Consider the following 25,156-nt stretch of genomic DNA (forward strand, 5'->3'; position numbering starts at 1 on the left):
CTCTGCCTGAGTGGCAGGCGTCAGCGCCAAACAAGATTGTTTCAATAAACGCTGGCTATAAAATTTGTTTGTTGCGCCAGTGAGATAATCGCGCGACCACACCAGCGGCTTGTTTCATCAGTGCCGGCAAATCCCGTTGGCCGATCTTCCGGTCAACCCGCGCTGACCGGGGGCTATCCCCGGCAATAACAAGGGCCGCTTGCTGCGGCCCTTGGTGTATCTGGCAGATCTGTTACTCGGTACGTGCCTTGAGGTAGCCGGCGTAGTCCGGGATCTGCACGCTGAACGCCTGCCGCATATGGGGGCTGTCCATGATGAAGTCGGCGGTCGCTTCGTTGGTGGCAACCGGGATGTTCCACACCGCAGCCAGTCGCAGCAGCGCCTTCACATCCGGATCGTGCGGCACCGCATTGAGGGGATCCCAGAAGAAGATCAGTACGTCGATCTTCCCTTCGGCAATCAGGGCGCCAAGCTGCTGGTCGCCACCCATGGGGCCGGAGAAGAGGCAGGTGATGGGCAACTCGGCCTTTTTGCCGAGCATGGTGCCGGTGGTGCCGGTGGCATAGAGGTGGTGCAGCTTGAGCTCCTCCTTGCGGCGCATGACCCAGTTCAGCAGAGGGGTTTTCATGTTGTCGTGAGCGACCAGTGCCACCCGCTTGTGGGGTGCCATCTCGCGTGCAATCTGTTCCATGAAGGTATCCGTAGCATTGTGATTGGAATTGAGCCGTATCCTAATCGAAAGCCATGACAGATGCTGTGTCGGGCGTATTAACTGTGATCCTGCCGGAAAGTTTTCGGGCAATGGTGGCCCAAATGAAGAGACCCGCCAGCAGCGGGTCTCTTCATTTGAGTTCTTTGGGGGGTCAGGAGCCGTGGTGCAACTGCGCCTGCTGGTAGTTCTCCAGCCCGATGCGATCGATGAGATCGAGCTGGGTCTCCAGCCAGTCCACATGCTCCTCCTCATCTTCCAGGATCTCCTGAAACAGGTCGCGGCTGATGTAATCCTGCACCGATTCGGCGTAGGCGATGGCCACTTTCAGGTCGGGAATGGCATCCATCTCCAGCGAGAGGTCGCAGCGCAGCATCTCTTCCACCGTTTCACCGATGCGCAGCTTGCCGAGATCCTGCAGATTGGGCAGCCCCTCGAGAAACAGTACCCGCTTGACCAGCTCGTCAGCGTGCTTCATCTCGTCGATGGATTCGTGATACTCCTTGTGCCCGAGCGCCTTGAGGCCCCAGTCATCATAGATGCGGGCGTGCAGGAAGTATTGGTTGATGGCAATCAGCTCATTGGCCAGCACCTTGTTGAGGTGGGCAATGATCTTGGGGTCTCCTTTCATCGACAGTGCTCCTTGGTTCGTGCCTGAGGTGGCAATCATCAGAGCTTAGTCGAGAAACATGACGACTTCGGGATGGCGGCGGATCAGGCCACTTCGTAGTAGAGCGGGGTTTGCTCCTGCTCCATCTTGTCGAGCTCGGCGGCGATGATCTCCATGGTCATGCGCACGCACTTGCCGCACTGGGCGCCCACCTCGAGCGACTGCTTGAGCTGGCGGAACTCGCTGTTACCTGACTGCACCGCCTTGCGGATCTGGGTATCTGTGATGCCGCGGCACAAACAGACGTACATGGTGGTTTACCTCATATGAAATTGAGTGAAATCTAAATGAGAGTTGTTCGCAATGCAAATAACCATTGGTAATAAGATCCCCCGCTTGCCACTTCCCACCCCCTTGGGGAGAATGCCCTGATACAGAGGGAACCATCATGCTCAAGAAACTGTTCAGCGCCCTGTTCGGGGGCGAGCCAGCCAAGGCTGCGGAAGTCACCCCCACCGAATATGCCGGCTATCTCATCTATCCGGAACCCATGGCCGAAGGTGGTCAGTACCGGCTGGCGGGCCGCATCACCAAAGAGGTGGACGGCGTGCTGCAAACCCATCGCTTTATCCGCTCCGATCTGTTTGCCAACCCGGCTGATGCCGAGCGCTTCATGGTGCAGAAGGCCCACACCTTTATCGATCAGATGGGGGAGCGCATGTTCGAGCCCCGCAAACCGGCTGACAGCCAGAGCTCATGACACCACCTGAGCTCAACAGCCTGCGCGAGGCGCTGGCCCACGCCGGCGAGCGGCGCCTGATCTGGTTGGAGGGGGAGGAGGCCGACTGCATTGCCCGCGCCCAATCCCTGCTCGGCGAGACTGTCTTCTGGCTGGGCGCCGGGCCCGAGTGTTATGCCCCGCAACCCGCCGCCAAGGCGCTGCAGCGGCTCGGTCAGGAGTGTGACACGCTGGTGTTCAACGCCTTCAGCGGCTTTCATCCCGACGCCTTCGGGGCGCTGGCGGGCACTCTGCGCGCCGGTGGCTTGCTGTTGCTGCTGACGCCGCCCAGAGAGAGCTGGCCCGCATGGCCGGATCCCGACCGGATTCGGCTGGTGGCCCAGCCAGAGGAGGCCGGTCGGGCCGGTCACGGCTTTATCGCCCGGCTGGTGCGGTTGCTGGACGGGGATCCTGCCCTCTCTCTGGAGCCGCCGGTTTGCTCGCTGCCGTGGCAACCGCTTGGGCCGGAGCGCAGGCTGAGTTGCGATCAGGCATGGGCACTGCCCGCCATCCACAAGGTGTTGTACGGTCATCGCCGCCGGCCGCTGGTGCTGAGCGCCGACCGCGGTCGCGGCAAGAGTGCGCTGCTGGGCCTGGCCGCCGCCGAACTGCTGCGCCAGCAACCCGGGCTGAACATAGTGGTGACGGCTCCCTCGCAGGCAACGGTCGCCACTCTGTTTGCCCATGCTGCTCGTGGGCTTGATTGCACGCCAGAACAACTGACCGGGCTGAGCTACTGTTCGCCAGATCGGCTGGTGCACGAGGCGATGAATTCCGACCTGCTGCTGGTGGATGAAGCGGCCGCCATTCCGACCCCGCTGCTTGAGGCCATGCTGGCCCGCCACAGCCGCATTGTGTTTGCCACCACCGAGCACGGTTACGAAGGGACGGGGCGCGGTTTTCACCTGCGCTTCAAGCGGGTGCTCGATAGCCAGACCCCGGAGTGGCAGGAGATCCACCTCTCTGAGCCCATCCGCTGGAGTGAGCGCGATCCGCTGGAGCCGCTGATTTTCCGCCTGCTCGGCCTCAATGCCGAAGTGGCAACTCCCTTGCCGCCGACCAGCCCGAGCTGGCGTCTGGTCAGTCAGGAGGCGCTGGCGAGCGACGAGGCGTTGCTCAACCAGCTGTTCGGCCTGCTGGTGCTGGCTCACTACCAGACCACGCCGAGCGATCTCAGATCCCTGCTGGAGAGCCCGGATCTCGACATCCATCTGCTGGAGCAGGATGCGAGCCTGCTGGGAGTGGCTTTGGTGGCGCGGGAAGGGGGGATAGACCCTGAACTTGCCGAGGCGATCTGGGCCGGGCGTCGCCGTCCGCGTGGCCATCTGCTGCCCCAGTCGCTGCTGGCCCACGCCGGTTTCAAAACGGCGGGGGGGCGCAGCTACGCCCGGGTGATGCGCATCGCCATCCACCCCGAGCTGCATCGCCACGGTCTGGGGTCGCTGCTGCTTGGCAAGCTTGAGGAGCACTATCGCCAGATTGGCATCGACTACCTCGGCTCTGCCTTTTCGGCCAGCGCTGACCTGCTCCCCTTCTGGCGCAAGGCCGGGCTGGCGGTGCTGCGCATCGGCCTGCAGCGGGATGCCGCCAGCGGCTGCCACGCTGCCCTGCTGCTCAAAGCGCTGAAACCCGAGCATGAGACCGAGTTGAATCAATGGCAGCAGCGTTTTGTACGCCAGCTGCCGACCTTGCTAGCGGGTGAGTTGAAAGGATTGGATCCCGAGTTGGTATGGCAATGCCTCCAAGGCAGTACCGTCACCGCGCCCAAGCTTGGTGAGTTCGAGCGCGACGAGATTGAATGCTTTGCCCTGCACCACAAGCCGTTCGAACTGAGCCAATCCAGCCTGCAGTTGTGGCTGGCGGGCAATCTGGATGTGTTGGCTTCACTGACTCCTGACGAGCGTGCTCTGCTGATTGCCCCCATCTGGCAATACGCAGAGTGGGGGGCGCTGGCTGCGAGGTTGCAACTGGCGGGCAAGCCCGCAGTGATCAAGAGTTTGCGGGCACTGCTGGCGCGTCTCCTGATCTCCCCTACCACTCGATAGGTTTGCCCTACCACTCGATAGGTTTGCCCTGCCAGTCGAGAAAGCTCAGTTCTCCATCCGGTTGCAGCCGGTTCATCAGGTTAACCAGATGGCCGGCCACCCGCTCGGGACTCTGCACATTTCCCGCCGGTACATTGGCGTGAAACGGGCGGGAGAGTGGGGTATCCACGGTGCCGGGATGGAAGGCCAGCAATTTGACGCCGGGGGCCCGCCGGGCCAGCTCGATGGCGGCACACTTGAGCAGCATGTTGAGGGCGGCCTTGGATGCGCGATAGCCATACCAGCCGCCAGCCCGGTTGTCGCCAATGCTGCCGACCCGGGCGCTGAGAACGGCCAGAGTGCAAGGCTCGCGGCCAAACAGTGGTAACAGCTGGCTGATCCAGCGCAGCGGCAGCAAGGCGTTGGTCTGGTAGAGGCGGGTCATGGCATCGAGATTGAGTGCTTCCAGCCGCTTCTCCGGCTGGATCTCCCCCTGATGCAGGATGCCGTTGCAGATCACCACCCGATGGGGTCGCGGCGCCAACTCCGCGATACGGGCTACCGCAGCTACCATCTGCTCATCGCTGTAATCGCAACATAGCCAGTGCAGACCCGGCGATGAGAGGCCAGCAGGTGCGGGCTGACGACTGATAGCAATCCCTGGCCCGACACCCGCCGCCAACCAGTGTGCGACCAGCGCCGCCCCGATACCGCCAGAAGCGCCAATCACGACGACACCTTCACTCATCTCTGGCTCCTTATCAGCGCATGGATTTGTCCTGATTGGCAGATACGATCGTGCCAGCCTGCGGGATCAAGCGGTTAAGGCTGCAATCTTGCCGAGATCCGAGCCGCTGGGTGAATTCCATTCCTATACTGAGGGAAAACCGCAGCGGAGTGCTGCCTGCGCAACCAGAGCATGAGAGTCACCATGATGGCTAAAGACGGGGAAGAGCGTAAATCCATTCTGACCGAGAGCGGCACCAACGAGCTCGAGATCATCGAATTTCACCTCAAGAAGCAGCTGCCGGACGGGCGCGAGAAGATCGCCTACTACGGGATCAACGTCGCCAAGGTGCGCGAGGTGATCCGAGTGCCGGAGACTACCGACTACCCCAACGCCCAGCGCCACATGGTGGGGGTCTTCTCCCTGCGGGATCGCCTCATCCCGCTGGTGGATCTGGCGGGGTGGCTCGGCATCAAGACCAACCCTGACCCCAGCCACAAGGTGGTGATCGTCACCGACTTCAACAAGATGGCCAACGGCTTTCTCATCGACAGCGTCAGCCGGATTCACCGGGTCTCCTGGGAGGATGTGGAGTCACCCAGCCAGTTTCTGGAGGCGGGGGAGAATGACTGCGTGGTGGCGGTGGTCAGGCGCGATGGCAACCTCATCATGATCCTCGATTTCGAGAAGATCATTGCCGATATCAACCCCGAGCTCAGCATGGAGAAGTACGACGTCACTCAGGATCGCAAGGTGCTCATCGACGATCGCATGATGGCGCTGCGTCAGGGCAAAACTATTCTGGTGGTGGATGACTCGGCCTTTATCCGCAAGATGATCGAAACGACCCTGCGCACCGCCGGCTATAACGTGATCACGGCCAAGGATGGGGGAGAGGGGCTGGAGATGATGACGGATTTCGATCGTCTGGCCCAGGAGGAGAGGATGCCGGTGACCGGCTTCGTCAATGCGGTGATAACGGATGTGGAGATGCCGCGCATGGACGGCATGCACCTGCTCAAGCGGTTGCGGGAGACCCCCTCCTACAAGGAGATGCCCATCGTGATGTTCTCTTCGCTGATGAGCGATGACAACCGCCAGAAGGCGCTGCAACTGGGGGCGAACGATACCATCACCAAACCCGAGATTGGGCGGATGGTGGGGATGATGGATCACATGCTGCTGGGGATAGCACTCCCTTCGCCCGCCAACAATATCTGATAGCGGATTGGCCAAGAGAAAACGGCCACCCCATGGGGTGGCCGTTTTGCTTTTACTGGTTATCCGAAGGTCAGGCAGTTTTTTCCTGATCAAGCGTCACCCTCAGGAGGCAACGCTGGCACTGGCTGCTGAGGGGGCAACCGGCAGTTCGATAGCCGGTTTGGCCGGCTCTTCGGCAGGCTTGGGCGGCTTGATGCAGGGCTGCACAGTGCCGATGGTGCTGAGCGACAGGCAGGGGATCGGCAGACCGATATGGACGGGTTCGCCGAGAAACTTGGGCCCCTTGTCCAGCACGTAGAGATCGACCAGCCCCATCACCCGGGCAAACACCTCGCGGATCCTGGTACGGATGCCCTGATAGGCGCTGGGATCATCGGCGTTGAAGCCGACCGCATCGATGCCAAAGTGACGGGCAATAAAGATGGCCCGCTCGTTGTGAAAGCCTTGGGAGACCACGGTAAAGCGATCCTGACCGAACACCTCTTTGGCTCTGACCACAGAGTCGAGGGTGCGGAAGCCGGCGAAATCCATGTAGATGGCGGAGGCCGGGATCCCCGCCTTGATCAGGGCTCGCCGCATCTGGCGCGGTTCGTTGTACTGCAGGGTGGCGTTGTCGCCGGAGACCAGGATGTAGTCCACCTTGGCATTGTTGTAGAGCTCGGCCGCCGCCTTGATGCGGTATTTGAAGTAGTGGTTGGGGCCACCGCCCGAGAGGTATTTGGAGGTGCCCAGCACCACGGCAACCCGGTTGTATGGCACGTCGCTCACCTTGTCGAAGGTGTAGTGGCGTGCATCCGAGACGATCCACTCGCTATAGGCCAGCACCGAGGCAATCAGGGCCAGCAGTGACAGCAGGCAGGCGAGGAGGATCTTGGCAAACTTCTTCATGCGCGATGCGGTTTGGGTCTGAAATTGGGAATGGCTTCCGGCATTCTATTACAACTCGGCTGTTGGCGTCAGGCTTGATAGCAGTAGCGGGACGCATTGGGGCAGGGCTTGTCGCAGGAAATCACGGATATAAAGAGGGGCTGCGCTGGCAGCCCCTCGACGTTTTCAGGCCCGGATCAGTGAGCCGAGTCATTGGCCTTGCAGGCTTCCGACTCCTTGTTGGCTTGCCACCAGGGCAGCAGATCCCGGCTCAGCCACTCCTGATAGGCGGCGCTGTCATTGGCGATCAGCTTGTCGAGCTCCGCCTCGAAGTCGCTCAGCGCCTGCTGCCGATCCGGATTGCGCAGTGCCTGCGCCATCGCCAGCCAGCTGGCATTGCGACCGGTATCGTTGAGGAAGCGGTGCACCGTGTAGGACCAGGAGTAGACCATCTCGCCCCCCTGGTCGTAATCAAGGTGCAGGATGGATGCCAGAGTCGGCCGCTGGTTGGCGGGGCGGTTGCTCACATTGTCCAGACCTCTGGCAAAGCACTGGCCATGGGCAATGTACTCCGCTACCCCCTCGGCCCACCAGGTGGTGCGATTGAGGGGATAGTGGCCAAAGCTGCCGTACTGGTTGAAGCGGCCGTCGAGATAGTGAATGTACTCGTGGCGCAGGTTCCACACCTGGAAGGCGGGGCGTTTCCACTCGGCCTCATAGGCAAAGAAGCGGGCCTGATTGCCGGGCCGAGCCGGATCACCTTCGATGTAGATGCCGCCATTGTCGGTGGAGACGCCAAAGAGGGCGCCGCCGTACCGGCTCCAGTCGGCGGAGGAGTTGAAGATCACCAGCTCCAGCGCCTCGTTGTGATCATCCGCCACCGGTTGTTCGCCGGTTTCCATCAGCTGGTGGAAATGCTGCTCTTCCTCACCCAGCTCGCGGCAGATCCCTTCGGCCTGAGCCTGGGTGAGATCCTGGGCGCGCAGGCGCAGGGTCGGTGAACAGGTGTGCTCGAAGGGCAGGATATCCTCCATGCGGATTGGGGTGCAGAGCCCGGCAAACTCGCCACTGACACAGGCTTCGCTGGTGCGATCCGTGTAGGTGAGGTAGTAGCTGGAGAGGGTGAGGGAGACCTCTTCCAGCAGGGCTGCGGGCTGATTACCTCCCGGAACCAGCCCGTGCTGGCGCATGATGGCGATGACATCGCGGTCGAGCTGCTGGCGATAGCTGTTTGCCTCGTCCGGTCTGGTGTAGCGCATCATCTGATAGAGACGGCTGTGGGCATCGAGGATGTTGTTGAAGATAAACAGATCCCGCGAACCGTCACGCTGTTTCCAGAGTGCCAGCTCGCTCATGCCGAGCAGACGCAGGTTCTGGCGGATGGCCGTTTCCTGCGCCAGCACGGTGGCGGTGAAGTCCGCCTGCTGGCCATAGGATGCGCTCTGATCGACCAGATTGAGCAGTTCGAACAGCCCGTCAGCCCAGGGCTTGTGGCCATTGATCTGTGCCGCATGTTGCACTGCATAGCCGAGCGCCTGATTGAGCTGTGCCAGCATGGGCGCGGCGCTTTGCCGGAAGGCTTCCTGCCCCAGCTGCCCCTGGGCGGCCACACTCCATGCCTCCAGCACGGTTCCGGCCTGATCCTGCGGTTCTGCGCCCAGCAGCAAGGGGTGGTTGAGCAGGTCAATCATGACGCCAGCCAGTGCGCGGGCGACCTGATCGCTCTCCTGCTTGATGCCGCCGTGATAGTTGTGGGCGCGCACATAGTAGAGCAGCTTGTCCATCGCCGGATGGGTCGGCTGATTGGCTGCCAGCAGGGCACGCATGCCACGCACCACCGCCATCAGCTTGGCATCGTCGTGACCATAGTCCGGCTGCCACGCTGGGCTGTTCTGCCCGCTCACATCGGCCACCAGCTTGGCTGCGTCGGCATCGAGCAGATCCGTATCGGGTTGCTCGGGCTCCGAGCAGGGGCGGCCGTTGGCGCGGCGACACTCCAGTTGTTCCTCCTTGCTATCAAGGATGATGGGGCGGTTGAGTACCCGGCTCTCTTGCCACTCGTCGGTTTCCGGCAGCGGCTGCCACTCGGCTCCGGCGATCGAGTATTGGTAACCACTGTCCCTGAGGGTCACGGAGACGTTGCTGCCAGCCGGGATCACCTGACGGCAGATGCGATAGCGGATGGTGTTGGTTCCCTCCTTGCGCTCCTGCGGTTCGTCGCACTCTTGCTGTGGCGTGAGCTGATCGAGCTGCCACTGATAACGGCGCCAGACGTGGATCTCGCTCACCTGAGCGGCCGCCTGAGATCCGTTGTTTGGTTGCAGGCGGAAGAAGATCTGCTCCAGCCGGCCATCCCGTTCGCTGGGGCTCTCTTCCAGCACATGCAGCTGTTGCCAATCCTGTGGCTGATAGTGCCACTCCGGCTCGGCACAGCGCCCCTGCGCGTTGAGCTCACAGCGGTCCAGTTCGCGCTCGCTCTGCCCCAGGATCACCGCAGAGGGGAGTGGCAGGCGATCCTGGCGGGTGGCGGTCGGCGTGCCAGCCAGCTGCTCCCAGCGGCCCTGTTTCATGCCATAGCCGAAGTCATAGCTGCTGGCGGGGATCAGCTTGCCGGCCGGAACCCGATCTTCACAGCGGACGAAGCGGATCTGCCAGCCGGATTCTACCCTGAGCTGAGGCTCGCCACACTGCAGCTCGGCGAGGGCCGCGAGGTCGCTCCCCTGCCAGTCAAAGCGGCGATAGACCCTGAGCTGCTGATAGGGAGCGCTGGTGCTGCGAGCCTTGAGCTCGTAGGTGATCTCGGTGATGCGCGCGGTGAGTTGCCGGCTCGACTCCCCGGTCAGCTGGTACTGTTGCCAGTCGCTGGGGGAGTAGTTGGCCTGTGTTGAGGAGGCAAAAAGCAGAGGTGCTGCCAATAGCAGCCACCCGGAACCTGAACGATTCATTTTTATCCCTTGTTATTGTCTGCGTTGTAACCGACAGGCAATTTATAGGGATTCAAAAGAACATCAATGGCGATTTAAAAAAGATAAAAATCAATAAGATGTGCTTTATTTTTCGGGCGGGTGGTATGAGGGCGCTTCAGCAGTAGTAAAGGCTCACATGAGACATTCTCATGTATGAAATGAAATCACGAAAATGGGAGCAACATCACATCAGGTTGCCGGTGTTACTCCCGTCGGTTGGGTCAACCGCCGCTGTTCGGTTATTCAATGGCCCACTGTTGAAACAGTCTGCGCTGGGGTTTGAGATTACCGCCTAGATCGGGCCAGGGGAGCCAGCGGTCGGGCACCATAAAGCCGGGCAGGGTGGCACGGATCCAGGCTGCCAGTTCGGGGTAGGGGACCGGTTCGCCGTGCCAGTCGATAAAGGCGGCGGGGCGCTGTCCCCACTCGTCGCTCGGCACCGGCACCACCAGTGCCTGGGCGACGGCCGGGTGGTCCACCAGCCGCTGCTCGATGGTCTCGGGCTGGATATTTTCGCCCCCCGAGATAAAGAGGTTGTCGAGTCGCCCCTCTACCACCAATTCGCCGCTCTCGCTGAAGTGGCCCTTGTCACGGGTATGAAACCAGCCATCCCCATTAAGCGGTAGATCGAGCGTTCCATCGCGATAGTAACCGGCAAACAGGGTGGTACCGCGCACGCAGATCTCCTGCTCCCTGATGCACACCTCCCGTCCCGGCAGCGGGTGGCCGACCACACCGGTATTGCCGGGGATGGTGGTGCAGACCTGACTGCCCATCTCGGAGAGGCCATAACTCACCTTGGGTTCGAGCCCCATGGCGCAGAGACGGCTCACCAGTGGCTGCGGGATGGCGGCACCACCGAGCAGCAGCTCGCGCAGGCGGGTGCGGGCTGGGTCAAAGCCCTCTGCCAGCAGGCGCCAGAGCTGGGTCGGCACCAGCGAGAGATGGGTGATGGGTTGCTGTTCAAGCCGCGCCTTGAGCGGCTGAGTGCGATCGTCCAGCACCAGAGTGGCACCCACCAGAAAGACCCGAAACAGGATGGCGTAACCGCCAACGTGAAACAGCGGCAGCGAGAGCAGCCAGCCGCACCCCTGATCGAGGGGGATCAGATCGGCTGAACCGCGAGCCGAAGCCAGATGGTTGGCCAGCCGGTGTACCACGGCCTTCGGCGTACCGCTGGAGCCCGAGGTGAGGATCATGTTGTTGAGCTGGGCTGGCGCCAGCATGCAGCTGCTTTCATCCGTTGCCAGCTCATGAGTGAAATCGAGGTGCAAGGCTTGCCAGCTGCCCGTCGGGATCTCGCCAGTCGACCAGAAGGCAGTGGCATCGAGCAGGGTTGCCAGCTCTGCCTGCCGCGCCGGCGGAAAGGCGGGATTGAGTGGACAGAAGATGATGCCGCTGCGCACGCAGGCCCACGCCAGCAGCACATCCTGCTGCGCGCCGCGCACTACCGCTGCAAGGTGATCGCCGCGCTGGAGCCCAGCTTGTGCCAGCTGCTGGCAGAGGCTGTTGATGTGGCGATCGAGCTGGCGATAGCTGAGCGGGGTCGGGCCATGGATGGCGATATGGTCGGGCGTGAGCCCTGCCCAGTGGCGTACCGGGCAGGGTTCCTTGCTGTGGGCGGGCTCAATCACGGAGAAACAGCTGGGTCAGTTGGCTCACGTCGGGCTTGCCATCGCTATCGAGCAGATCACCCGCCATCCAGCGGCGGGTATCGAGACCGGGTGCCTGCTCCGGCGCCCACTCACCCGCCAGACGGGCGAGCTGATTCAGCCCGAGACCCGACTCGAAGCAGGAGGAGATGATCACCTTGAGCCGCAGTTCGCGGGCACGGTTGACCAGCGCCTCGATGTTTGCCAGCGAGCCGAGCAGGGTGGGTTTGAGCACCAGCGCCTTCAACTGCGGGATAGGCTCCCACGGTTTGCCCTGCGCCAGGAGTTCGTCCAGCGCCACCGGCATGCCGGTGCGGTTGGCAACGAAGGCGATATCGGCGAAGTCGGCGCAAGGGTCTTCCAGATACTCGATGCGGTTCGGATCGAGATGGCCGCAGAAGGTCCAGGCCTCCTCGCGGGTCCAGCCCTGGTTGGCATCCAGCACCAGTTTGAGGGAGGGCACCCGATCGCACAGCAGGCGGATCAACGCCAGCTCGTCACGCATCGGATAGCGGGCCACCTTCAGCTTGGCCTTGCTGGGGGTGCTGTGGAGCCACTCTTTCCAGTTTTTCAGCAGCTCTTGCGGCGAGCCCTGAATAAGGGGGTAAGGCGCGGGCAGCGGGTTGCTCTGTTCCGGCCATTTGCGGCGTGCACAGTCGAGACCAAATTGCACCGACGGCAGCGCGGGATTCGGTGTATCTCCGGCGGCCAGGGCCGCCAGAGCGGCGAGTGCTTCCTGCTCCGCCTGTTGCAGGCTCTCTTGCGAGAAGCCGGGCAGGGGGGCAATTTCCCCCCAGCCGTCGTTGATGCGCACCAACAGCCCCTCTCGCGCCACCTCCACCTTGCCGTGAAAGGTCAGTGGCTGGGTAAAAGGCAGTTGATAGCGATAGAGGGCTAGTGTCATCAGGGGTTCCGCTTGTATTTGGAGAAGTCGGGACGGCGTTTTTCGTTGAACGCGTTGCGCCCTTCCTGACCCTCTTCGGTCATGTAGAACAGCATGGTGGCATTGCCAGCCAGCTCCTGCAACCCTGCCTGACCGTCACAATCGGCATTGAGGGCCGCCTTCAGGCAGCGCAGCGCCATCGGGCTGTTTTGCAGCATCTCGCGGCACCAGCGCACGGTTTCGCGCTCCAGATCCGCCAGCGGTACGACGGTGTTGACCAGACCCATGTCGAGGGCTTGCCGGGCATCGTACATGCGGCAGAGGAACCAGATCTCGCGGGCTTTCTTCTGGCCGACGATGCGGGCCATGTAGGAGGCGCCCCAACCGCCGTCGAAGGAGCCCACTTTCGGGCCGGTCTGGCCAAACTGGGCGTTGTCGGCGGCGATGGTCAGGTCACACATCATGTGCAGCACGTGGCCGCCACCGACCGCATAGCCGGCGACCATGGCCACCACCGGTTTCGGGCAGGTGCGGATGTCGCGCTGGAAGTCGAGCACGTTGAGGTGATGAGTCCCCTCGTCATCGCGATAGCCACCGTAGTCGCCACGGATCTTCTGGTCACCACCGGCGCAGAAGGCCTTCTCGCCGAAACCGGTCAGGATGATGGTACCGACCTGATCGTCATAACGGGCATCGGCCAGCGCCTGCAGCATCTCTTTGACGGTGCGGGGACGGAAGGCGTTGCGTACCTGGGGACGGTTGATAGTGATCTTGGCAATGCCATCGCCGGACTTGTGATAGAGGATGTCCTCGTAACCGGCGGAGCAATCACGCCACTCGACAGGTGCGTAGAGTTCCGCTTCAGTCATTGCTTCAATCATGACTCTTCTCTTCTTGTTGTTGGTTGACCCACTCCGCAAGGAGTCGGGCAAAAGCCTCGGGCTGGTGGGCATGCAGGTTGTGGCCGCCATCCAGCTCCAAGTGGTTGATTTTGCGATGCTGACTCGCCATGAGGCAAGCCAGCTGATGGAATTTGTGATCCCGCTTGCCGCTGACATAAGTGACTGGCAACCCGCCTTGCGCCAGCCAGGAAGCGAGATCCGGCTGCTTACCAAGGGAGGTGGCGCGCAGCATGGCGGCCACGGCCTGGCCATCGTTGCCAAGGCGGCGAGCGATCTGGCGAGCACGGGCTGTCTCATCGAGATCGGCAAATACCCCCTGCCGATACCAGTCTTCCAGCACGTCAGCCAGGGGCTCGCGCTCGAAGCGCCCTGCCCAGCTCTCATCGTGGGCGATACGGGCGGCCCGCTCAACGGCTGGCAGCCCCGGGTGGCAGTTCTCCAGCAGCAGTCCCGATAGCCCCACCGGCTCACGGCTGGCGTGGTAGAGGGCCAGTCGCCCGCCCAGCGAGTAGCCGACCAGCAGGTAGCGCTCGATACCGCGACTGGCTAGCTCGCGGCACAGCCACTGGTGACTCTGCTCGAAGTCGTTGACCCGCAGCTCGTGATGCAGGCCGTGACCCGGCAGGTCGAGGGCAATGCAGTGGTGGCCGGGCAGGCGGTCAATGACCGGTTGCCAGTCGTTTGCATCGCCGAGCAGACCGTGCAGCAGAACCAGCGGTGTGTCGTTACAGCTCACGGATGGTGGCTCCCAATGCCTTGAGATCATCGGCCACCTGCTCGCTCGGTACCCTGATCTCGATCAGGGTAACGCCACCCTTGAGGGCCAAACCGTACTCCTGCTCGAACCCGGCCAGGGTCGTCGGCGCGCGGTAGGCGAGGCCAAACATGGCGGCGGCATGTTCAAAGCTAAGGCCGTGGGGCAGCCGGTAGTAGCTCTCCAGCAGCTCCCCTTCGGTGGGCACCGGCAACATGCGAAAGATGCTGCCGCCATCGTTGTTGAGCAGGATCACCACCAGCGGCTGGCTCGCCTTGCTGAGCAGGGCCAGGCTGTTGAGATCGTGCAGGGCGCTCAGATCGCCGATCAGCAGGGTGGTGGGCTGGTTGCTGCTTTGCGCAAATCCGTAAGCGGTGGCGATGAGGCCGTCGATGCCGGAGGCGCCGCGGTTGGTCATCACCCGGCTCGGCCCCTTGCCCGTTTCGCCGAGCATGTCCATCAACCGGGCCGGCATGCTGTTGCCGACAAAGAGCTGCCCCTCGATAAGGCTATTGATGCGATGGCAGACTCCGAGCTCGGAGAAGCGCTCGCAGGCGGCGGCTATTGCCTGACCGACCGGTTGCAGCAGCGTTGGCAACCGATGCCAGGGAGCCTTGCTGGCGGTGACCGGATGGGCAGAGGCAAAAGCGCCGGCACTGCAGAGCAGGCGGTTGCGCAGCCGGTAGTCGGGATCGAGCCGCGCCGGCTGCGGGTCCACCAGCCAGTAGTCGTGCCACGCCTGCTGCTTGATGAACTGGCCAAGGCGCTTGGAGACCAGTCGTGCGCCAAATTGCAGCAGCACCTCGGCACGGCCCAGCTCGGCGGCCACGGCAGCATTGTTGAGGGCGAGATCCAGCTCGATCAGATTGCGGCGATCGAAGCGCAGCTGGCTCTGGATATCGGCCAGCAGCGGCCAGCCAAGTCGCTCCGCCAGCTCGGCGGCAGCCTCTGCTTGCTCCGGATCTGTAATGCGACCGGCTACCACGATGCCGCGCTTTTGCCGAAAGTTTTCCCACTCTGCCTGCGGTGGGCAGGTCGGCTCGCTCTGCTGCCAGGGGTTCCAGGGCTTGTACGAGCTGAGCCAGTTGCCAAGGGGGGCTAGATAGTCGGAGAAATCCTGATAGTGCTCGCCCGGGTAGAGGGGCTCGGGGTACATGCAGTTGAAGTGCACCACCCCGGGGATGAGCGCCTGTCTGGCCAGCGCCTGATCCACCGAGCTCAGCACAAACGCCGCCGGAATGGTCGGAGTGGGGCTTGGCAGGTTTTGCTGATAGACGGGGTAGCGGCCGAAGATCCCCTGCTGGTCGATCGCCTGATTGGCGCCGTTGTCGATAAGCTCGTGGGGACGATCGGCGGAGAGAATAATGAGCGGCACGCCGGTGAGCTGGGCCTCGGCTACCGCGGGCCAGAGGTTGGCCACCGCGGTGCCCGAGGTCATGATCACCGCCACCGGGCGATTACTTCCCTTGGCCAGTCCGAGCGCCATAAAGCCGAGGCCGCGCTCGTCAAAGTGCAGATGGCGGCGAAAGCCCTGATGTGCCGCAGCCGCCATGGTCAGCGGCGCGGAGCGGGAGCCGGGAGCCAGCACCAGATCGCGCACGCCGAGGCGAAAGAGCTCCTCCAGCAACAGGGAGGACCAGACATGGTTGAAGGTGGCGTGCTGATTTGAAAACGGGCGGCAGGCAAACACTTCGCTGGCTGGCTCTTTACGGGTGGGCATAGGGGCTCTCGTGGCGTGAAAAGGGTAAATGACTATCCCAGCAGGGAGAGCACATTGGCGATCTTGTTGTCGAGCTCGGCCCACTCTGCGGCAGGTTCGGAACCTGCGACGATGCCGGCACCGGCAAACAGGGTGACGCTGCCGGGCTGGATGCGGGCGCTGCGGATGGCGACCGAAAACTCCGAGGTTTCCCGGCTCAGCATGCCGCAGGCGCCGGCATACCAGCCGCGCTCGTAGGGCTCGAACTCGCGGATAAAGGCGAGCGCCGCCTCGCGCGGGGCACCGCCTACCGCCGGAGTCGGGTGGAGGGCGTCGAGCAGTTGCCAGTCACAGACGCCGGGTTTTAGCTCGGCTTCGATATCGCACTTGAGGTGTTGCAGCAGCCGCAGTTTGAGAATGCGCGGCTCGGTCAGGGTGGCATCGTGGGCCAGTGGCGCCAGTCGGCTCAGGATGTCGGCGTGAACCAGCCGGTTCTCCAGCCGGTTTTTACTGTCGGTGAGCAGCTCGGTGGCCAGCGCTTCATCGGTTGCCTCGTCGCCGGAGCGGCGAATGGTGCCCGCCAGCGCCTCGGTAAATAGGTGGCGCTCCTCGCGGCGGTAGAGCCGCTCGGGGGAGCAGGCGATAAAGGCTTGCTCTGGAGAGAATTGAAAACCGAAGTGGAAGCAATCCTGTGCGTGGTTGGCCCACTGATCCAGCATGGCCCAGGGATTGATCTGGCCGGCGTCGTGCTGGCTGGTCAGCACGCTTTCGCGCGATAGCACCACCTTGGGGGTGCTGGCCTGAAAGTCGGGGGCTGTGACGCGCTCCACCAGTGTCTGCCAGCGCTCGGGGCCGGGGCAGTCGTGACGATGCCAGCGCTGTTTTTGCAGCGGGGGCAGCGGCGCTTCCGGTTGCAGCGCATCGAGGGCGGTTTCGGCCGCCTGCAACTCCTGCTCCAGATTGTCGCCGGTCAGCCAGAGGTTGAGGCAGAGGCTGACGCACTCGCCGCGGCGCACCAGCTCGATGCGTGGCAGTACGAAACGACAGGTGCCAAAGCCCTGCCAGCCTGGCTGGGTCGGGTCGAACGCCAGACCGCCATAGTAGCGGGGGCTGTCATCATGGGGTTCTGCCGTGTTGCTGCACACCTGACGGATATCTTCCGGCGCAGTCAGCTCCTGAATGGCGCCCAGCGCGACATATTCGGGGCTGCTCTGGCCACGGGCATGCCAATAGATACGCGGATAGAGGGTTTGCGCCGCGAGCCAGCCCAGAAAAGAGCGGATCTCGAACGTCACGCGCAGCCGCACGAAGCCGCTGGCCTTGCTGTGACGCAGGGCGTCCAGTTGTTGCTTGATATGGGTCTGAGCCAACATGGATTCTTGTCTGAGCCGGATAGTAACGGCCGATCCCGCAGCGGGATGCCGTAGGTTTATGCCAAAGGCGATGATTTCCTATATATTATCTGCCCATTCGTCCATGTAAATCGCCCGAGGGTGCTGCACTCTCAGGGGCCAAGTATACCCAAATCCGGTTCGATAACCCTTAATCCGATCAATATCCGATAGTTTGGCCATCACAATATGACAAATAACGTATCTGTTTGGTTGCTGGCGGCGCGTTTGCGCACCTTGCCGCTCGCCTGCTCCTCCATCCTGCTGGGCTCCGGGCTGGCTGCCAGCCGCGGTGCCTTCGATGGCACCATCATGGCGCTCTCCCTGCTGACCGCCATCCTGCTGCAGATCCTCTCCAATCTGGCCAACGACTATGGCGATGCGGTCTCCGGTGCCGACAACGGTGAACGGATCGGGCCACAACGGGCAGTCGTTTCCGGCCTGATCACCCGCAAGCAGATGTGCGTGGCGATGGCGCTGACCGCGCTGGCTGCGGTGGCCAGCGGCCTGCTGCTGCTCGGTTGCGCCTTTGGTGGCCAGTGGTTGCAGATCCTCACCTTCGTGGTGCTGGGTGGTGCGGCCATTGTCGCGGCAGTGACCTATACGGTTGGCAAGACTCCTTACGGCTACCGCGGTTTTGGCGACATCTCTGTGTTCCTCTTCTTTGGCCTGCTCGGGGTGCTCGGCTCCTACTACCTCTTTACCAAGACGCTTGAGCTGGATCTGCTGCTCCCTGCGACAGCCTGTGGCCTGCTGGCGACCGCGGTGCTCAACATCAACAATGTGCGCGATATCGAGACCGATGCCGCCAGCGGCAAGATCACTCTGGCGGTACGCCTTGGCCGCAATCGTGCCATCGCCTATCACTGGGTTCTGCTGGGGGCGGCGCTGCTGGCGACCATCGCCTTTATCCTGACCCAGCCCGCCAGCTTCTGGCCGTGGATCTTCCTGCCCGCCATGAAGCCGCTCACCGATGCCGCCAGAACCCTGCGCGAAAGCTTCGATGGCGAGGTGCTGACCGGTGCCCTCAAGAAGACTGCCATCAGCGCATTTCTGTTCAGCCTGCTGCTCTCCATCGGGTTGGCGCTCTCCTGAGACTTACTGGATGGAACGGCGATAAATGAAAAGGGCTCCCGAACGGGAGCCCTTTTTGATCGTTATCGAGGCAGCTCAGCTGGCCTTGGCAAGCGCCGGAGTCCGGCGGGAGAAGAGCAGGGTATCCAGCAGCCAGATGGCGACCAGCGAGGCGCCCACCAGCGGGAAGGCAATGCCCAGCAGGATCAGCAGGGTGATGGCGCCACGCATCGGCGGAAGTTTGGCAGGCAGCGGCGGTGCGGCGAGACGACCCTGCGGGCGGCGGCACCACCAGATCCACAGACCGCTCACGGCGCTGGCCAGCACCATCAGGCAGATGAGCAGCATGGCAAGCTGGTGGGGCCAGCCGTAGAGCTTGCCCATGTGCAGCATGACGCCACTCTCCACCGTTTTGGCGACCGGGCCGTAATCCTGCCAGCGCACATCGGCCAGCACCTTGCCACTGTATTGATCGATATGCAGGGTAGCGTCGTTGCGCGGATCATCGGCAAAGATCGCGATGGTATAGACACCGGTGGTGCCGACCGGCGGGGTGATGCTGTACCCCGGACTCACCTTCCGGGCTGTGGCGATATCCACCACCTGTTGCAGCGGGATCCGCTGGCTGGCCATCACCATTCCCTCGTGCTCGCCGTGGTTCATGGCGCCGTGATCGTGCCCCTCATCAACCGGCTGCGAGCTGGGCATGGGAGTGTTCTCCACCGCCCAGGGGACGGTCTGCTCGTGGGCCTGATTCAGGCTGCGGGCCAGCGGTGCCGATTTGGGTACCTCGTTCCACATGGCGGCCGGGAAGCGGTTCCAGACTGCGGCAAACTGGTCGCCCCAGAAGCCGGTCCAGGTCATGCCGCTCAACAGCAATAGCAGCAGGAAACCTGCGCCCCAGAAGCCGATAACGGCGTGCAAATCGCGCCACCAGAGGCGGCCACGCTGGCTCACTCTGGGCCAGAGGATGCCACCCACACCGGGCCCCTTGCGGGGCCACCAGAGATAGAGTCCGCTCAGCAGCAACACAATGCCCCAGCCTGCTGCCAGCTCGATCAGCCGATCTCCGGTGGTACCGAGCAGCAGCTCGGCGTGCAGAGCGCGAGCGACTGCCTGCAGGTTCCACTTGTTATCCATGGTGCCGAGCAGAGCGCCGCTGGCGGGATCGAGAAACAGGGTCAGTTCGCGATCCCCCTGATTGACGATGAACTGGGCGCTGGCATCCGGGCTGGCGGGCGGCAGGTATTTGCGCAGGCTGGCGTCCGGCATGGCGATCATCGCCTTGGCCAGCAGCTGGTCGGCACTCAGGGTTTGACTGGCGGGGGTGACCTTCATCAGCTCGGGATACATCAGGTTGTCGAGCTGGGGTTTGAACAGATAGACGATCCCGGTCAGTGACAGCAGGATCAGAAAGGGGGCGACAAAGAGCCCTGCATAGAAGTGCCAGCGCCAGATCCGCTGGTAGTGGTTAGAATCCCTGCTTTTCATTGCCCGTCCTTGTTGAGTGTTCAAACATTTCTGTAGGTGGAAGGTTTGTGGTGGCGCGGATAATAGCAGCAACGTTTCGTTAACTGCAATCACACATTCTGGCTATTCGTCTGACCATGGGAGATGGTGCCGCCAGCGGGATATTCGAGGCATAACCCGTTCGGGAAGGGCTGGAGGGAGACCGGATTTATCTGGACTTTTTCATATAAATTATTACGTTATGGTAACAATCAGATTTCGGATGCCAATAAAAAGAGGGACGCAAGGATGCAGCCGCACGGTCAATTCGAGATGGAGCGCAGGGGACAGATGATGATCTGTCGGCCGAGCGGCCCCTTCAATCTGGCGGGGGCCGCCGCCTATGAAGCGCACTTTGCCCGTGAGCTGACCGGGTTGGCGGCGCATCCCTGGGGAATCGTCGAGGTGGCGACCGAGTTTGAAGCGGCCGGGCCTGAGGTGCTGAGCCGTTTTCGCCGCCAGTTTGGCTGGTGCGCCGAGAACGGTTGTCTCTTTCTGGCGGTTGTGTTGTCGGGGGGATTCAAGCGCTATCTGGCCGATCAAGTTTTCAGTGGCTTGCCGTTTCGGGCGGTGCGCTATTTCGAGCAGGAGGGGGCCGCCATCCGCTGGCTGGAGCAGCAGCTATCGCTCTGCGAAGTGTGAGCAGCCGATCCACTCACGTCAGCTGAGGTTGATAAACCACTTGTCCCGCTCGTCGATGCAGTCGGGTTCCCCCATCTCGAAATCGCGGCAGATCAGCGGCCGAACTTCATAGATGCGGCACATCATGGTGTTGCGGTCGAGCGCCGCGCACCAGCCATCTTCCAACCGATGCATAACCGGCACCTCACCTTCCCGCTCCTCGATATAGCGATCCGGCACGCCGGTATCGGTAATGATCATCACTTCGAGACGGCAGCAGCAGGCTTCGCAATTCTGGCAGCTGACGGCTGGCTGGGTTGTCCGGGGCATGTTGTCTCTCTGGCCGGATAGCGGCATTGATGGATATGAAACAGGCGCCGTGACGGCGCCTGTGTCCGGGCAGGATGAACCTTAGCCCAGTTTGCGGGCGCGGTAGCTGCGGCCCTTGATCTTGCCTTCCTGCAGCCGCTTGAGTGCAGCCTTGGCCACGCTCTGTTTGACCGCGACGTAGGAGTACTGCTCGGAGATCTGGATCTTGCCCACATCGGCGCCGGCAATGCCGCCTTCACCGGTCAGGGCACCCAGGATATCACCAGCGCGCACCTTGGTCTTGCGGCCCGCATCGATGGAGAGGGTCACCATCTGCGGCGCCAGCGGCTTGATAGCACGGCCGATGGCATCGAGATCCCCCAGCGGCATCGGTGCTTGCTGGTACTCCTCGATGAGGTTGACCCGCTGCGCTTCATTCGGCTGATAGAGGCTCAGGGCCAGACCCTGCTGACCGGCGCGGCCGGTACGACCGATGCGGTGTACGTGCACTTCCGGGTCATAGGTGAGCTCGTAGTTGATGACGGCGCCCAGCTCCTTGATGTCGAGGCCGCGAGCCGCCACGTCGGTGGCGACCAGAATGGTGGCGCTGCCGTTGGCAAAACGCACCAGCACCTGATCCCGCTCACGCTGCTCCAGATCGCCGTTCAGCGCCAGTGCCGAGAAGCCCTTGGCGGCCAGATGGTCAGCCACGTCATTGCAGGCCCGCTTGGTGTTGCAGAACACCACGCAGGAGCTTGGCTGATAGTGGCTCAGCAGCCAGGTGAGGGCGTCGAGGCGCTGGCCGGCCGGTACTTCATAGAGCTTCTGTTCGATGGCGCTCTCTTCATGGAGTGCCTCTACGCTTACCTCAACCGGATTGCGCTGCACGCCGCGGCTCATCTGGGCGATCCCCTCCGGATAGGTGGCGGAGAAGAGCAGGGTCTGCCGGTCGCGCGGGGCATGGCTGATGACCCGGTTGATATCTTCGCCAAAGCCCATGTCCAGCATGCGGTCTGCTTCATCCAGCACCAGCGTCTTGAGGCTGTCCAGCTCCAGAGTGCCCTGCTCCAGATGCTTGAGAATGCGGCCCGGGGTGCCGACGGCGATGTGGGCACCAAAGCTCAGGGTGGCGGATTGCGGTGCGGTCGGGGTGCCGCCGCACAGGGTCACCAGCTTGACGTTGGGCAGGGTGCGGGCGAGACGACGGATCTCGGTCGCCACCTGATCCGCCAGTTCGCGAGTCGGGCAGAGCACCAGCGCCTGTACCTCGAGCCGGTTGACGTCGAGGCTGGAGAGCAGGCCGAGGCCGAAGGCTGCGGTCTTGCCGCTGCCAGTTTTTGCCTTGGCGATCAAGTCTTTGCCGTCGAGTACCAGAGGCAGGCTCTGAGCCTGGATCGGGGTCATCTGCAGATAACCCAGAGTGGTGAGGTTCTCGAGCAGGGCGGGGGAGAGGTTCAGGCTGCTAAATTCGCTGTTGTTCACAAAAAGGCTCTATTTCGGAGAAAAACGGGCAGCGCCATGGCGCCAGGGGCGCGCATCATACCAGAATCCGGCGCAGGATGTGGCGGAAATTTGAACGACTGGTCCGCATCGGGTCATCTCGGGGTCATTTGTCGCCAAAGTAACAAACACGAGAGATCGGGAATAAATAGCCGGTATTTTTTAAACGTGTTTTTAATTATTCATCGCAGATAAACGTTTTTCGCTTGGGGTGATTAAATTATCGGGTGAAAAAACGGCGCAAATGGGGGTAGAGCAATTAACTGGCTGTTATGAAAATGATATGAAAATATCGGCCGGTATCGTTGCTTACATTCGTTTATTTTCTATCATTATGTTTTATATGAAGTTTGTTGGTGGTGATGTTGCACGATTAATATGCTTTTATTGCTTAATTAATTTAAAAACGTTTGTATTATCTGGCATGCATATTATTGAGCAGGATTGTGATGGCTATCTGATTTTTAAATATGCAAATGTCTATGATGGCGCCGTCAAAAAATACAATTTACTCAGGTGCTACTGGTATGGAATACGTTCACTTTGTGCTCGGACTGGTAATGGTCCTTGCCCTCTCTCTGCTGGCTAACCGCCACAACTGGAAACAGATCAAGCTGCGTTATATCGGCCAACTGCTGGTGGTCGAACTGGCGCTGGCCTGGTTCATGCTGAACTCCGAAGTGGGTCTGGCAGTCGTGGGTGGCTTTGCCGCCGGCTTCACCAAGTTGATGGAGTTTGCCAAACAGGGTACCGACTTCGTGTTCGGTGGTCTGGTCAACGAAGGGGCCTTCTCCTTCTTCCTGATGGTGCTGATGCCTATCGTCTTCATCTCCGTGCTGATCGGTATTCTGCAGTACATCCGTCTGCTGCCGCTGGTGATCCGTGGCATCGGTACCGTGCTGGCCAAGATCAACGGCATGGGCAAGCTGGAGTCCTTCAACGCCATCAGCTCCATGATCGTCGGTCAGTCCGAGAACTTCATCGCGCTCAAGAACATCCTGCCGCACCTGAACGAGAAGCAGATGTACACCCTGGCCGCCACAGCCATGTCCACCGTCTCCATGTCCATCGTCGGTGCTTACATGCAGCTGATCGAGCCGCGCTACGTGGTCGCCGCGCTGGTGCTCAACATGTTCAGTACCTTCGTCGTGCTGTCACTGATCAACCCCTACGAGCCGGACAATACCGTGACCGACGCCAAGGCGCTGGCCGAGGGTGACGAGCACCATACTCCGAAGAAAGAGAACTTCTTCGAGATGCTGGGCGAGTACATCATGGCCGGTTTCTCCGTCGCCGTTATCGTGGCTGCCATGCTGGTCGGTTTCATCGCCCTGATCGCACTGGTCAACTATCTGTTCGAGATGGCGTTTGGCGTCAACTTCCAGTACGTAATGGGTTACATCTTCTATCCGATCGCCTGGATCCTGGGTATCCCGAGTGGTGAAGCGCTGCAAGCGGGCTCCATCATGGCGACCAAGCTGGTGACCAACGAGTTCGTGGCCATGATGGATCTGGGCAAGGTTGCTGCTCAGCTCTCTCCGCGCACCGTCGGCATCCTCTCCATCTTCATGGTCTCCTTCGCCAACTTCAGCTCCATTGGCATCATCGCCGGTGCGGTAAAAGCGCTGAACGAAGAGAAGGGCAACATGGTCTCCCGCTTCGGTCTGAAGCTGGTATACGGTTCTACGCTGGTCAGCCTGCTCTCCGCAGTTATCGCAGGCATCATGCTCTGATCCTCTAGTGGCACTTGCCACTGTTTAGGCCCCTGATTTCGGTCAGGGGCCTTTTTTGTTTCTGGCTTACAGGTGCCAGCCACACCACCAGCCCGCGACCAGCAGGGTGAGGGTGCAAAAGCCGGTTTCGATGGTGCCACCGCTTTTGAGCGGCCAGCCCGGCAGGCGGTAGCGGCGCTTGATGGGCCAGAAGAGCGGAATGCCCGCCGGGGTGAGCCAATCCCCCAGCAGATGGCTCAAGTAGCCGACGATCAGGGCATCCTTGACCCCGACCGGCAAGGTATCGGGCGGCAGCTGCTGGTTGAGCCCCCAGATGGCAGCAGCGACCGCCAGCAGGCTGTGGGTGAAGCCGCGATGGCCAAAGAGGCGCGACAGGGGCTTGGAGATCCACGGCAGTTGTTGCCCCAGCAGCGATTTGGGGTGGTCGAGATCCGGCAGCAGGGCGCTGGCCAGCGCGATCGGGATGCTCTGCCACAGGCTGGCATCGGCCAGGGCCGGCGTCAGCTGCAGTTTGTGGGCGATCAGGGTACAGGTAACGGAGAAGAGCAGGTGCCCTTGGGCTGTCATGGTGGCTACAACATGGGAAAATGGCGGCGCATCTTACCAGTGTTGTAGCCCGTTGCAGCAAAAAAGCGGGGCTGGCGGGGGCAACCCGCTCAATCGTTGCGCGGGTCTTCCACTCTGGCGTCGGCAGGCACCCGTTTTTTGCCCACTATCATGGCGCGCAGCAGGTCGCTGCGAGTGAGGCGGTCGGTCAGGATCACTACGGCGGCGTGGACGCCGACGGCGGCCAGCAGGGTATTGGCGATGGTGCCGTGCAGCTCTTCCAGCCAATCTTCGCCCCAGAAGGCATCCCAGGTGGTGAGCCAGCCGGTGGTGATGGTGCTCACCAGCAGCAGGATCAGCAGCCAGATCATCAGGGCTCCCATCGGGTTGTGGCCCAGATAGTAGGGGTGACGGCCTTTTAGCAACTGCTGGAGGTAGCTTCGCACCTTGCCCGGGGTTGGCCACCACTGGCCGAAGCGGGCGTAGTAGGAGCCGGCAAAGCCCCATACCACTCTCACCAGTAGCAGGAGGGCCAGGGTATAACCGACGTAGCGGTGGGGCTTGCTCCCCTCTTCCAGCACGAAGAAGTTGAGCAGGCAAAGGGTGACGGTGGCCCAGTGAAACAGCCGGATGAGGGGATCCCACACTTTCACTTCAGATGAGGTTGTCATGGCAAGACTC

At 61.7% G+C, this 25,156-nt stretch carries 23 protein-coding genes and 1 pseudogene; 7 read left to right on the top strand and 17 right to left on the bottom strand.

Features of this window, described 5'->3' with window-relative positions:
• Positions 1-232 precede the first annotated feature (232 nt).
• From NOM67_RS11845 to NOM67_RS11855, 3 genes are all read right to left on the bottom strand, one after another.
• Complete coding sequence (locus tag NOM67_RS11845) at positions 233-691, bottom strand: methylglyoxal synthase (RefSeq protein WP_033115561.1); 459 nt, start codon at positions 689-691, stop codon at positions 233-235.
• A 172-nt stretch (positions 692-863) separates the two neighbouring features.
• The gene (bfr, locus tag NOM67_RS11850) at positions 864-1,340 is read right to left on the bottom strand and encodes a bacterioferritin (RefSeq protein ID WP_033115562.1); all 477 of its coding nucleotides are present in this window, start codon (positions 1,338-1,340) and stop codon (positions 864-866) included.
• A gap of 83 nt (positions 1,341-1,423) precedes the next feature.
• The gene (locus tag NOM67_RS11855) at positions 1,424-1,630 is read right to left on the bottom strand and encodes a bacterioferritin-associated ferredoxin (RefSeq protein WP_104016567.1); all 207 of its coding nucleotides are present in this window, start codon (positions 1,628-1,630) and stop codon (positions 1,424-1,426) included.
• 137 nt (positions 1,631-1,767) lie between these two features.
• On the opposite strand from NOM67_RS11855, the gene NOM67_RS11860 reads away from it, so the two are divergent.
• Both NOM67_RS11860 and NOM67_RS11865 read left to right on the top strand, forming a co-directional pair.
• Positions 1,768-2,079, top strand: a complete 312-nt coding sequence (locus NOM67_RS11860; protein ID WP_201930457.1) for an HlyU family transcriptional regulator — start codon at positions 1,768-1,770, stop codon at positions 2,077-2,079.
• Entirely contained in the window at positions 2,076-4,142 is a 2,067-nt protein-coding gene (locus NOM67_RS11865; RefSeq protein WP_255937281.1) for a tRNA(Met) cytidine acetyltransferase TmcA, read from the top strand. Before NOM67_RS11860 ends, NOM67_RS11865 begins: the two co-directional genes overlap by 4 nt.
• Before the next feature lie 7 nt (positions 4,143-4,149).
• On the opposite strand, the gene NOM67_RS11870 is transcribed toward NOM67_RS11865, so the two are convergent.
• Positions 4,150-4,869 carry an SDR family NAD(P)-dependent oxidoreductase gene (locus NOM67_RS11870; protein ID WP_255937282.1) on the bottom strand — a complete coding sequence of 240 codons (720 nt, stop codon included), beginning with the start codon at positions 4,867-4,869 and terminating at the stop codon, positions 4,150-4,152.
• Positions 4,870-5,052: 183 nt separating this feature from the next.
• Here NOM67_RS11870 and NOM67_RS11875 point away from each other — a divergent pair, with 183 nt between their 5' ends.
• Positions 5,053-6,069, top strand: coding sequence for a chemotaxis protein (locus NOM67_RS11875; protein ID WP_124243185.1), 1,017 nt, complete (start codon positions 5,053-5,055; stop codon positions 6,067-6,069).
• A gap of 105 nt (positions 6,070-6,174) precedes the next feature.
• Here NOM67_RS11875 and NOM67_RS11880 read toward each other — a convergent pair.
• The 8 genes and pseudogenes from NOM67_RS11880 to NOM67_RS11915 all read right to left on the bottom strand — a co-directional run.
• A pseudogene (locus tag NOM67_RS11880) lies at positions 6,175-6,957 on the bottom strand (vancomycin high temperature exclusion protein); the annotation flags it as partial.
• A 176-nt stretch (positions 6,958-7,133) separates the two neighbouring features.
• Positions 7,134-9,881 (bottom strand): collagenase, encoded by a 2,748-nt coding sequence (locus NOM67_RS11885; protein WP_255937284.1) that lies wholly within the window; start codon positions 9,879-9,881, stop codon positions 7,134-7,136.
• A gap of 260 nt (positions 9,882-10,141) precedes the next feature.
• Positions 10,142-11,536, bottom strand: a complete 1,395-nt coding sequence (locus NOM67_RS11890) for an AMP-binding protein (protein WP_255937285.1) — start codon at positions 11,534-11,536, stop codon at positions 10,142-10,144.
• Positions 11,529-12,458, bottom strand: coding sequence for an o-succinylbenzoate synthase (menC, locus tag NOM67_RS11895; RefSeq protein WP_255937287.1), 930 nt, complete (start codon positions 12,456-12,458; stop codon positions 11,529-11,531). Before menC ends, NOM67_RS11890 begins: the two co-directional genes overlap by 8 nt.
• Positions 12,458-13,318, bottom strand: a complete 861-nt coding sequence (gene menB, locus NOM67_RS11900) for a 1,4-dihydroxy-2-naphthoyl-CoA synthase (RefSeq protein WP_041209282.1) — start codon at positions 13,316-13,318, stop codon at positions 12,458-12,460. Before menB ends, menC begins: the two co-directional genes overlap by 1 nt.
• Entirely contained in the window at positions 13,311-14,105 is a 795-nt protein-coding gene (menH, locus tag NOM67_RS11905; RefSeq protein WP_255937288.1) for a 2-succinyl-6-hydroxy-2,4-cyclohexadiene-1-carboxylate synthase, read from the bottom strand. The genes menB and menH overlap by 8 nt, the downstream gene beginning before the upstream one ends.
• Positions 14,065-15,813, bottom strand: a complete 1,749-nt coding sequence (gene menD, locus NOM67_RS11910; RefSeq protein WP_255937289.1) for a 2-succinyl-5-enolpyruvyl-6-hydroxy-3-cyclohexene-1-carboxylic-acid synthase — start codon at positions 15,811-15,813, stop codon at positions 14,065-14,067. Before menD ends, menH begins: the two co-directional genes overlap by 41 nt.
• Positions 15,814-15,845: 32 nt before the next feature.
• Positions 15,846-17,165, bottom strand: a complete 1,320-nt coding sequence (locus tag NOM67_RS11915) for an isochorismate synthase MenF (RefSeq protein ID WP_255937290.1) — start codon at positions 17,163-17,165, stop codon at positions 15,846-15,848.
• A gap of 207 nt (positions 17,166-17,372) precedes the next feature.
• Between NOM67_RS11915 and NOM67_RS11920 the strand changes: the two genes are divergently transcribed.
• Complete coding sequence (locus tag NOM67_RS11920; protein WP_041209279.1) at positions 17,373-18,278, top strand: 1,4-dihydroxy-2-naphthoate polyprenyltransferase; 906 nt, start codon at positions 17,373-17,375, stop codon at positions 18,276-18,278.
• Between the two features lie 75 nt (positions 18,279-18,353).
• On the opposite strand, the gene NOM67_RS11925 is transcribed toward NOM67_RS11920, so the two are convergent.
• A complete protein-coding gene (locus NOM67_RS11925) occupies positions 18,354-19,748 on the bottom strand; it encodes a PepSY domain-containing protein (protein WP_255937291.1) in 1,395 nt (464 codons plus the stop codon).
• Between the two features lie 267 nt (positions 19,749-20,015).
• On the opposite strand from NOM67_RS11925, the gene NOM67_RS11930 reads away from it, so the two are divergent.
• Positions 20,016-20,408 (top strand): hypothetical protein, encoded by a 393-nt coding sequence (locus NOM67_RS11930; RefSeq protein ID WP_255937292.1) that lies wholly within the window; start codon positions 20,016-20,018, stop codon positions 20,406-20,408.
• 18 nt (positions 20,409-20,426) lie between these two features.
• On the opposite strand, the gene NOM67_RS11935 is transcribed toward NOM67_RS11930, so the two are convergent.
• Together NOM67_RS11935 and dbpA are read right to left on the bottom strand one after the other, a co-directional pair.
• Positions 20,427-20,717, bottom strand: a complete 291-nt coding sequence (locus tag NOM67_RS11935) for a YkgJ family cysteine cluster protein (protein WP_041209276.1) — start codon at positions 20,715-20,717, stop codon at positions 20,427-20,429.
• 81 nt (positions 20,718-20,798) lie between these two features.
• Positions 20,799-22,178: an ATP-dependent RNA helicase DbpA gene (gene dbpA, locus NOM67_RS11940; protein WP_071912521.1), complete on the bottom strand. Its 1,380-nt coding sequence runs from the start codon at positions 22,176-22,178 to the stop codon at positions 20,799-20,801.
• A 229-nt stretch (positions 22,179-22,407) separates the two neighbouring features.
• Here dbpA and NOM67_RS11945 point away from each other — a divergent pair, with 229 nt between their 5' ends.
• Complete coding sequence (locus NOM67_RS11945; protein WP_255937293.1) at positions 22,408-22,785, top strand: hypothetical protein; 378 nt, start codon at positions 22,408-22,410, stop codon at positions 22,783-22,785.
• Positions 22,724-23,929 carry a NupC/NupG family nucleoside CNT transporter gene (locus tag NOM67_RS11950; protein ID WP_042032686.1) on the top strand — a complete coding sequence of 402 codons (1,206 nt, stop codon included), beginning with the start codon at positions 22,724-22,726 and terminating at the stop codon, positions 23,927-23,929. The genes NOM67_RS11945 and NOM67_RS11950 overlap by 62 nt, the downstream gene beginning before the upstream one ends.
• A gap of 66 nt (positions 23,930-23,995) precedes the next feature.
• On the opposite strand, the gene NOM67_RS11955 is transcribed toward NOM67_RS11950, so the two are convergent.
• Positions 23,996-24,496, bottom strand: a complete 501-nt coding sequence (locus tag NOM67_RS11955) for a metal-dependent hydrolase (RefSeq protein WP_042032684.1) — start codon at positions 24,494-24,496, stop codon at positions 23,996-23,998.
• Positions 24,497-24,585: 89 nt separating this feature from the next.
• Positions 24,586-25,146, bottom strand: a complete 561-nt coding sequence (locus tag NOM67_RS11960) for a cytochrome b/b6 domain-containing protein (protein ID WP_108570505.1) — start codon at positions 25,144-25,146, stop codon at positions 24,586-24,588.
• Positions 25,147-25,156 lie beyond the last annotated feature (10 nt).

The sequence above is a fragment of the Aeromonas sp. SG16 genome, assembly GCF_024436135.1.
Taxonomy (GTDB): Bacteria; Pseudomonadota; Gammaproteobacteria; order Enterobacterales; family Aeromonadaceae; genus Aeromonas; species Aeromonas jandaei.

Excerpts from the sequence above, each read along its gene's own strand:
- menC (WP_255937287.1), bottom strand. The coding sequence starts at position 12,458 with ATGACACTAGCCCTCTATCGCTATCAACTGCCTTTTACCCAGCCACTG.
- NOM67_RS11930 (WP_255937292.1), top strand. The coding sequence starts at position 20,016 with ATGCAGCCGCACGGTCAATTCGAGATGGAGCGCAGGGGACAGATGATG.
- menD (WP_255937289.1), bottom strand. The coding sequence starts at position 15,813 with ATGCCCACCCGTAAAGAGCCAGCCAGCGAAGTGTTTGCCTGCCGCCCG.
- NOM67_RS11935 (WP_041209276.1), bottom strand. The coding sequence starts at position 20,717 with ATGCCCCGGACAACCCAGCCAGCCGTCAGCTGCCAGAATTGCGAAGCC.
- NOM67_RS11875 (WP_124243185.1), top strand. The coding sequence starts at position 5,053 with ATGATGGCTAAAGACGGGGAAGAGCGTAAATCCATTCTGACCGAGAGC.
- NOM67_RS11955 (WP_042032684.1), bottom strand. The coding sequence starts at position 24,496 with ATGACAGCCCAAGGGCACCTGCTCTTCTCCGTTACCTGTACCCTGATC.
- NOM67_RS11925 (WP_255937291.1), bottom strand. The coding sequence starts at position 19,748 with ATGAAAAGCAGGGATTCTAACCACTACCAGCGGATCTGGCGCTGGCAC.
- NOM67_RS11860 (WP_201930457.1), top strand. The coding sequence starts at position 1,768 with ATGCTCAAGAAACTGTTCAGCGCCCTGTTCGGGGGCGAGCCAGCCAAG.
- bfr (WP_033115562.1), bottom strand. The coding sequence starts at position 1,340 with ATGAAAGGAGACCCCAAGATCATTGCCCACCTCAACAAGGTGCTGGCC.
- NOM67_RS11855 (WP_104016567.1), bottom strand. The coding sequence starts at position 1,630 with ATGTACGTCTGTTTGTGCCGCGGCATCACAGATACCCAGATCCGCAAG.
- NOM67_RS11845 (WP_033115561.1), bottom strand. The coding sequence starts at position 691 with ATGGAACAGATTGCACGCGAGATGGCACCCCACAAGCGGGTGGCACTG.
- NOM67_RS11870 (WP_255937282.1), bottom strand. The coding sequence starts at position 4,869 with ATGAGTGAAGGTGTCGTCGTGATTGGCGCTTCTGGCGGTATCGGGGCG.
- NOM67_RS11915 (WP_255937290.1), bottom strand. The coding sequence starts at position 17,165 with ATGTTGGCTCAGACCCATATCAAGCAACAACTGGACGCCCTGCGTCAC.
- NOM67_RS11960 (WP_108570505.1), bottom strand. The coding sequence starts at position 25,146 with ATGACAACCTCATCTGAAGTGAAAGTGTGGGATCCCCTCATCCGGCTG.
- NOM67_RS11920 (WP_041209279.1), top strand. The coding sequence starts at position 17,373 with ATGACAAATAACGTATCTGTTTGGTTGCTGGCGGCGCGTTTGCGCACC.
- menH (WP_255937288.1), bottom strand. The coding sequence starts at position 14,105 with ATGATCTCAAGGCATTGGGAGCCACCATCCGTGAGCTGTAACGACACA.
- NOM67_RS11865 (WP_255937281.1), top strand. The coding sequence starts at position 2,076 with ATGACACCACCTGAGCTCAACAGCCTGCGCGAGGCGCTGGCCCACGCC.
- NOM67_RS11950 (WP_042032686.1), top strand. The coding sequence starts at position 22,724 with ATGGAATACGTTCACTTTGTGCTCGGACTGGTAATGGTCCTTGCCCTC.
- menB (WP_041209282.1), bottom strand. The coding sequence starts at position 13,318 with ATGATTGAAGCAATGACTGAAGCGGAACTCTACGCACCTGTCGAGTGG.
- NOM67_RS11885 (WP_255937284.1), bottom strand. The coding sequence starts at position 9,881 with ATGAATCGTTCAGGTTCCGGGTGGCTGCTATTGGCAGCACCTCTGCTT.